Consider the following 7,308-nt stretch of genomic DNA (forward strand, 5'->3'; position numbering starts at 1 on the left):
GCCCGGGCCGATCTGGATCGTGCGACCGCGGAGGCTGCCGCCGGGGAGGAACCGAAAGGCGCCTGACGCGCGCGTCGTATATATCAGGAGAGAGCCCGGTGCTGCCGCATGCAGCACCGGGCTCTCCTTTTCCGGTTCCGGCGGTCGGGGCTTACTTCTGTCCGAAGCGCTCGTGGAAGACCGTCTCGGCAAGCGGCTTGCGCAGCTCGGCGTGGCGTTCGGGCGAGGCGGGTTCGCCGGCGCCGTAGCCCACGAGCAGGATGTTCACCGGCTCGATGCCCTCGGGCAGCGCGAACTCCTCGCGGACGGCTTCGGGCTTGAACATGCAGATCCACAGCGTGTCGAGCCCGAGCGATGCGGCCGCCAGCATCATGTGGTCGGTGACGATCGAGGCGTCGATGTCGCCGATCTTCTTGCCGTCGTACTTGCGGGTCCAGACCTCGTTCGTGTCGGCGCAGACGATGATGGCGAGCGGAGCCCCGAAGTCACGCGTGCAGCGTGCCAGGCGCTCCATGCCTTCCGCCGATTCGACGACGACAAGGCGCTGCGGCTGGCGGTTGGCGCCCGTCGGGGCCACACGGCCCGCCTCGAGGATGGCTGCGATCTTTTCGGGTTCCACTTTCCGTTGCTGGTAGCTGCGGCAGGCATACCGCTTTTTGGCCAAAGAGAGAAAATCCATAGTCTTGGTGTTCTGATGTGATGTGCGAAGATACGCAAAAAACACGCCCCGGCCAAATCCCCGGCGGCACAGTCTGTCAGTCGCGACTGACAAAGTGGCAGAAAACGGCGGCTGGCACACCGTTTGTTGGATACGGGGGTACCTGAAACAGATAAAAACAACACGATAACGCTATGAAAAACGGAAAAATCGGAGTGACTACGGAGAACATCTTCCCCGTGATCAAGAAATTCCTCTATTCGGAGCATGAAATCTTCCTGCGTGAGCTCATCTCGAACGCCGTCGATGCGACGCAGAAGCTCAAGACCCTCTCGTCGATGGGCGAGGTGAAGGGCGAGCTGGGCGACCTGACGATCCACGTTGCCGTGGACAAGGCGCAGAAGACGCTGACGGTGACCGACCGCGGCATCGGCATGACGGCCGAAGAGGTGGACAAGTACATCAACCAGATCGCCTTCTCGGGAGCCGAGGAGTTCATGGAGAAGTACAAGAACCAGGCAATCATCGGCCACTTCGGACTGGGCTTCTATTCGGCTTTCATGGTGGCCGACCGGGTGGAGATCTTCACCCGCTCGTGGCGCGAGGGCGCGAAGACCGTGCACTGGAGCTGCACCGGGTCGCCCGAGTTCGAGATGGAGGAGACCGGCGAAGAGCGCGACCGCGGCACGACGATCGTCCTGCATCTGTCGGAGGATGCCCTGGAGTATGCCGAGGAGTCGCGCATCGAGGAGCTGCTCAAGAAGTACTGCCGTTTCCTGCCCGTGCCCATCGCCTTCGGCAAGGTCAAGGAGTGGAAGGACGGCAAGTATGTCGATACCGATAAGGACAACATCATCAACAACGTCGATCCGCTCTGGACGCGCAAGCCGACCGAGATCACCGAGGAGCAGTACAAGGAGTTCTACCGCGAGCTCTACCCGATGAGCGACGATCCCCTCTTCTCGATCCACCTCAATATCGACTACCCGTTCCACCTGACCGGCATCCTCTACTTCCCGAAGATCCACAACAACTTCGAGATCCAGAAGAACCGCATCCAGCTCTACTCGAACCAGGTCTTCGTTACGGATCAGGTCGAGGGCATCGTGCCGGAGTACCTCACGCTGCTGCACGGCGTGATCGACTCCCCGGACATCCCGCTCAACGTCTCGCGAAGCTACCTGCAGAGCGACTCGAACGTCCGAAAGATCTCGAGTTACATCACGCGCAAGGTGGCCGACCGTCTGCAGGAGCTCTTCAATACCATGCGGTCCGACTACGAGTCGAAGTGGGACGATCTGAAGATCTTCATCCAGTACGGCATCCTGACCGACGAGAAGTTTGCCGAGAAAGCCCCGGACTTCATGCTCTGGAAGAACGTCGAAGGCAAGTACTTCACGCCCAAGGAGTATACCGAGAAGGTCAAGGAGGCGCAGACCGACAAGAACAAGACCGTCGTATTCCTCTACGTGGACGATCCCGAGGAGAAGTACACTTCGCTCGAAGCCGCGAAGGCCAAGGGTTACGACGTGCTGTGGATGGACGGACAGCTCGACAGCCACTACATCAACTGGTATGAGTCGAAGAACAAGGATACGCGCTTCGTGCGGGTGGACAGCGACGTCATCGACAAGCTGATCCAGAAGGAGGAGCAGATCAAGATGTCGCTCACCGAGGCCCAGCAGGAGCTGCTGACGCCGGTCTTCGAGAGCCAGATGCCCAAGGATGAGAAGATCGACTACCACATCTCGTTCGAGGCCATGTCGCCCGACGAGGCGCCGGTGGTCATCACGCAGAACGAGTTCATGCGCCGTATGAAGGAGATGGCCGCCATGGGCGGCGGGGGCATGAGCCAGTTCTACGGACAGATGCCCGACCACTTCACGATCGCCGTGAACGGCAACCACCCGATCGTCATCGACATCCTTTCGGACGTGGAGAAGGCCTACGGCGACAAGCTGAAGACCACGACCAAGAAGATCGATGCCGCGGTGGCCGAGGAGAAGCGCTTCGAGGAGACCGTCCGGAGCAAGAAGGAGGAGGAGCTTACGGCCGAGGAGAAGTCGATGCGCGAGGAGCTGTCGAAGAAGGTCGTGACGCTGCGCGACGAGCGCAACGAGCGGCTGCGCGAGATCGGTTCGGAAAACAAACTCGTCAAACAGATCATCGACCTGGCATTGCTGACAAACGGCATGCTGAAGGGCAAGAACCTGACGGATTTCATCCAGCGGTCGATCTCGCTCATCGAGAAATAGCCGTTGTCCCTGTATCGAAGGGGTCGGCACCCAAGTGGGTGCCGGCCCTTTTTTTGCGAGATGTCGGCGCATTTGTAGGAGAAACGGGCGGATTTCGCGGACCCCCTGCTCTGCTTTGCATGCCGGCTGTTGCCGGGGCTTCCGCCGGCCATTTTCCCCGTTCGGGAACGGGATTCTCCGGCCGGATCGGTCGTATCCGAGCCGTTTTGCCGCATGGCATGTGTCCGGATGCGGGAGCGTGCGGGCCGGCGGGTGTAGGGAGGTGCGGAACGGCTGTGTGCGAAGGAACGGATTTTGCTTTTTGGGGCATCGTGCCGCCGTCGGGAGCGTGCGCGTGGAGCCTCCGCGCGTTCCCCTTCCGTCCGCGGCTCCGTTAAAGTGTGCCTTAAACAGATGATCGAACGTTTCTTAGCCCGCTTTCGCGTCGGGGAGTACTTCTCCTCGCGCTATGTCCCCTCATGGTCGGTGCTGGCCCTCGACACGGTGGTGTCGGTCGGAGCCTCGTTCTTCGCACTGCTTGTGCTGCGCGCGTTGCTGCCCTCGCCGATGCTCACGGCACCGCGTGCCGTGGCGCTTCTTGCGGCTTCGGCGCTCTTCAGCCTTGTGTCGTTCGGGGTGTTCCGCACGTTCCGCTCGGTGATCCGCCATTCGACGCTGCGCGGGGTGTGGAAACTCGTTGCGGCCGTGTTGCTGAAGGACAGCCTGCTCTACCTTTTTGTCTCGCTGTTGCTAGGCGACGGCATCCTGCCTCCGAAGACCGCTGCCGCGGGTTTCCTGCTCGATGGATTGCTTACGCTTTTCCTGCTGCTGGCCGTGCGGCTCACGATGCTGGTCCTCTATGACCTTGTGCAGCGGCGGGCCGATGGCGGCGGCAATGCGCTTCGGACGCTCGTTTACGGCACCGGCGACAAGGAGATCGCCCTCGCGGTGCGCCTGCAGCATTCGCCCCACTACCGTATTGCGGGCTTTCTGACCTATGGGCGGCAGCTCAAGCGCTATACGATCGCCGAGCGGCCGGTCTGCTATTTCGAGAACCGGGCGAGCATCGCCTATCTGGTGGGCAAGCGGGGCATCGACGCCGTGTTGTTTTCGTCGCCGGCCGCGGCCCGCGACGAACGCGAACGGCTGGTGAAATACTGCACCGAGGCGGGGGTCCGCGTGCTTGTGGCTCCGCCGATCGACGAGGTGACCGACGGCCGGCTGATGAAGCAGGTCGTGCGCGAGATCCGCATCGAGGACCTGCTGGGCCGTCCCGAGATCCGCATCTCGCTCGACGAGATCCGCGAAGGGGTACGCGGACGGACGATTCTCGTCACGGGCGCTGCCGGCTCGATCGGTTCGGAGCTGTGCCGCCAGCTGGCCGGCTTCGGCGTGGGGCGGCTCGTGCTCTTCGACAATGCCGAGACGCCGATGCACAACATCCGCCTCGAACTCGAGGAGCGCCATCCCGGTCTGACCTTCACCCCGGTGATCGGCGATGTCCGCATGCCCGAGCGGCTCAACCACGCATTTGCGACCTACCGTCCGCAGATCGTCTTCCACGCTGCGGCCTACAAGCACGTGCCGCTCATGGAGGAGAATCCCTGCGAGGCGGTGCTGGCCAACGTCGCCGGAACGCGCAATGTCGCCGACCTCTGCCTGCGTTACGGCGTGGAGAAGATGGTGATGATCTCGACCGACAAGGCCGTGAACCCGACCAATGTGATGGGGGCCTCGAAGCGCATGGCCGAGATCTATGTCCAGTCGCTCGGACAGGCCATCCGCCGCGGGCGGGTCGGCGGGTGTACGCAGTTTGTCACGACGCGCTTCGGCAACGTCCTGGGGTCGAACGGCTCGGTCATCCCCCGTTTCCGCGAACAGATCGAGCGGGGCGGCCCGGTGACGGTCACGCACCCCGCCATCACGCGCTTCTTCATGACCATTCCCGAGGCCTGCCGGCTGGTGATGGAGGCGGCGACGATCTCCTCGGGCAATGAGATCTTCGTCTTCGACATGGGCGAGTCGGTACGCATTGCCGACCTGGCGCGCCGGATGATCGAGCTGGCCGGATTCCGCCCCGGCGAGGAGATCCAGATCGCCTACACCGGCCTGCGGCCCGGGGAGAAGCTCTACGAGGAGGTGCTTTCGACGCGCGAGAACACCAAGCCCACGACCCACGAGAAGATCCGTGTGGCGTGCGTGCGCGAGTACGACTACTTCGAGGCCCGTGCTGCGGTCGAGGAGCTCGAGCGGCTGGCCCGCCGGGTCGATGTGGCCGCCACGGTGCGTCTGCTCAAACTCACGATTCCCGAATACAAGTCGCGCAACTCCGCCTTCGAAGAGTTCGACCGAACACCTGTCGCCGCGCAATGAAGATATCGGTCATCACCTGCCATTGTCCGCACAACTACGGAGCCGTGCTGCAGGCTGTCGGCCTGCAGCGCTGGCTGCTGGGCCGGGGTGTCGATGCCGAGGTGATCGACTACCGGCCCGACTCCCTCCTCCGCCGCCCGCGGCCCGCCTACCTCGTCCGCTGCCAGCGCCTGGGCTATGTCGGCGATGCGCACCTGGGGCGCAATCCGCTGCTGCGGCTGCTCTACCTGGCCGCATCGTTCCCCTTCCGGCTCCGGCGGCGGAGCGTCTTCGCCCGGTTTCTCCGGCGCGAGCTGCGCTGCACGCCGGAGTGCTATTCCGACTGCGATTCGCTGCGGCGCAACCCGCCCCGGGCCGACCGCTACATCTGCGGCAGCGACCAGATCTGGAATACCGACCTGCCGAACGGCCGCGACGAGGCCTACTGCCTCTCGTTCGTGGCCGATCCCGCCCGCCGCAACGCCTATGCCGCCAGCGTGGCCGTGCGCCTTGCGCGCGAGAGCGCCGGAGCGGCCTTTCTCCTTCCGCGCCTGGCGCTCTTTCACAGCCTCTCCGTGCGCGAGGATACGACCGCCGCACTCCTCTCCTCGTGGCTCGGGCGTCCGGTGCGGCAGACCGTCGATCCGGTTTTCCTGCTGCGGGCCGAGGAGTGGGACGAGATCGCCGCGCGTGATGCGCACCCGCTGCCTGCCCAACCCTACGTGCTGACCTACCCGATGGGCGACGGGCGGAGTGTCTTCCCCGTAGCCGAGGCCGTGGCGCGGGCCGCCGGACTGCCCCTCTATGCCGTCTCCTTCTCGCTCCGCCGCCATCCGGCTGTCGATCGGCAGTTCCGGGCCTCTTCGCCCGGGCGTTTCCTGCAGTTGGTCCGCGGGGCCTCGTATGTGGTGAGCAATTCGTTCCACGGCACGGCCTTCGCCCTGATCTACCGCCGCGACTTCTGGGCCTGCGGCATCCCCGGGACCGGCGACCGCATCGGGTCGCTGCTGCGGCTGGCCGGGCTGGAAAACCGTTTCGTCGCCCCGGAGGCGGACCTTTCGCCGGCCGAACTGCTCCGTCCGGTCGATTACGGCCGTGCCGTGCCGCGCCTGCAGCGGGCGGTCGCCTCATCCGAAGAGTTCCTCGAACGCATCATCCATGGTTAAGGCCGATTCACACCGCATCCTCCGCAATACGGGCGCACTCTACGTCCGCATGCTGCTCGTCATGGCCGTGTCGCTCTACATTTCGCGGGTCGTGCTGGCGGCGCTGGGTGTGGACGACTACGGCATCTACAACGTCGTGGGCGGCATCGTCGTCTTCTTTTCGTTCCTCACGGGGGCATTGTCGCTGAGCATCCAGCGTTTCCTGGCCGCCGACCTGGGGCGCAGCGACCTGCAGGCGGCCCGGCGGACCTTCTCGGTGAGCCTCCAGGTCCATGCCGTGCTGGCCGTGGTGCTGCTCCTTGCGGCCGAGACGCTCGGGGTCTGGTTCCTCACCACGCAACTCAACATCCCCGCCGGGCGGATGGCGGCCGCCGGGAGGGTCTTTCAGTTCACGCTCCTCTCGTTCGTGGCCAAGCTCTTCGTCGTCCCCTTCAATGCGGCGGTCATCGCCCACGAGCGTATGTCTTTCTATGCCTACCTGAGCCTGCTCGAGGCGGCGCTCAACCTGGCTGCCGCCGGGCTGCTTACCCTCTGTCGGGGCGACCGCCTGGTGCTCTACGCCGGACTGGTCTCCGCCGTGAATCTGGTCGTGCTGGGGGCCTATGTCCTCTTTTGCCGCAGCCGCTACGACTGCTGCCGCCCGGCGCCGGTCCGCGACCGGGCGCCCTTCCGCCGGCGCCTGCGCTTCTCGGCGCTCTTCCGCCGGATCCTGAGCTTCTCGGGCTGGAACACGCTGGGCGGTGCGGCCAACGTCTGCGTGCAGCAGGGGCTGAACTTCCTGCTCAACATCTTCTGCGGCGTGGCGGTCAATGCCGCATGGGCCGTTACGGGGCAGGTCACGGCCGGGGTCACAAGCCTGGTGGGCAGTTTCCAGACGGCGGCCAATCCGCAGATCGTC

4 protein-coding genes and 1 pseudogene are annotated in these 7,308 nt (G+C 64.2%); 4 read left to right on the top strand and 1 reads right to left on the bottom strand.

Annotation, left to right across the window (positions count from 1 at the left end):
* Positions 1-151: 151 nt before the first annotated feature.
* A complete protein-coding gene (locus tag QZL63_RS09595) occupies positions 152-679 on the bottom strand; it encodes a nitroreductase family protein (RefSeq protein ID WP_022309092.1) in 528 nt (175 codons plus the stop codon).
* Between the two features lie 173 nt (positions 680-852).
* Between QZL63_RS09595 and htpG the strand changes: the two genes are divergently transcribed.
* The 4 genes and pseudogenes from htpG to QZL63_RS09615 form a co-directional block, all read left to right on the top strand.
* Positions 853-2,913, top strand: coding sequence for a molecular chaperone HtpG (gene htpG / locus QZL63_RS09600; protein ID WP_022309093.1), 2,061 nt, complete (start codon positions 853-855; stop codon positions 2,911-2,913).
* A gap of 393 nt (positions 2,914-3,306) precedes the next feature.
* Positions 3,307-5,265, top strand: a complete 1,959-nt coding sequence (locus QZL63_RS09605; RefSeq protein ID WP_022309094.1) for a polysaccharide biosynthesis protein — start codon at positions 3,307-3,309, stop codon at positions 5,263-5,265.
* Positions 5,262-6,410 (top strand): polysaccharide pyruvyl transferase family protein, encoded by a 1,149-nt coding sequence (locus tag QZL63_RS09610; protein WP_022309095.1) that lies wholly within the window; start codon positions 5,262-5,264, stop codon positions 6,408-6,410. The genes QZL63_RS09605 and QZL63_RS09610 overlap by 4 nt, the downstream gene beginning before the upstream one ends.
* Positions 6,403-7,308, top strand: a pseudogene (locus QZL63_RS09615) (lipopolysaccharide biosynthesis protein); the annotation flags it as partial. The gene QZL63_RS09610 and the pseudogene QZL63_RS09615, both read left to right, overlap by 8 nt.

The organism is Alistipes sp. CAG:268, assembly GCA_000434235.1.
Taxonomy (GTDB): Bacteria; Bacteroidota; Bacteroidia; order Bacteroidales; family Rikenellaceae; genus Alistipes; species Alistipes avistercoris.

What these genes read in the sequence shown, in the direction of transcription:
- QZL63_RS09610 (WP_022309095.1), top strand. Translation starts at nt 5,262, where the DNA reads ATGAAGATATCGGTCATCACCTGCCATTGTCCGCACAACTACGGAGCC.
- htpG (WP_022309093.1), top strand. Translation starts at nt 853, where the DNA reads ATGAAAAACGGAAAAATCGGAGTGACTACGGAGAACATCTTCCCCGTG.
- QZL63_RS09605 (WP_022309094.1), top strand. Translation starts at nt 3,307, where the DNA reads ATGATCGAACGTTTCTTAGCCCGCTTTCGCGTCGGGGAGTACTTCTCC.
- QZL63_RS09595 (WP_022309092.1), bottom strand. Translation starts at nt 679, where the DNA reads ATGGATTTTCTCTCTTTGGCCAAAAAGCGGTATGCCTGCCGCAGCTAC.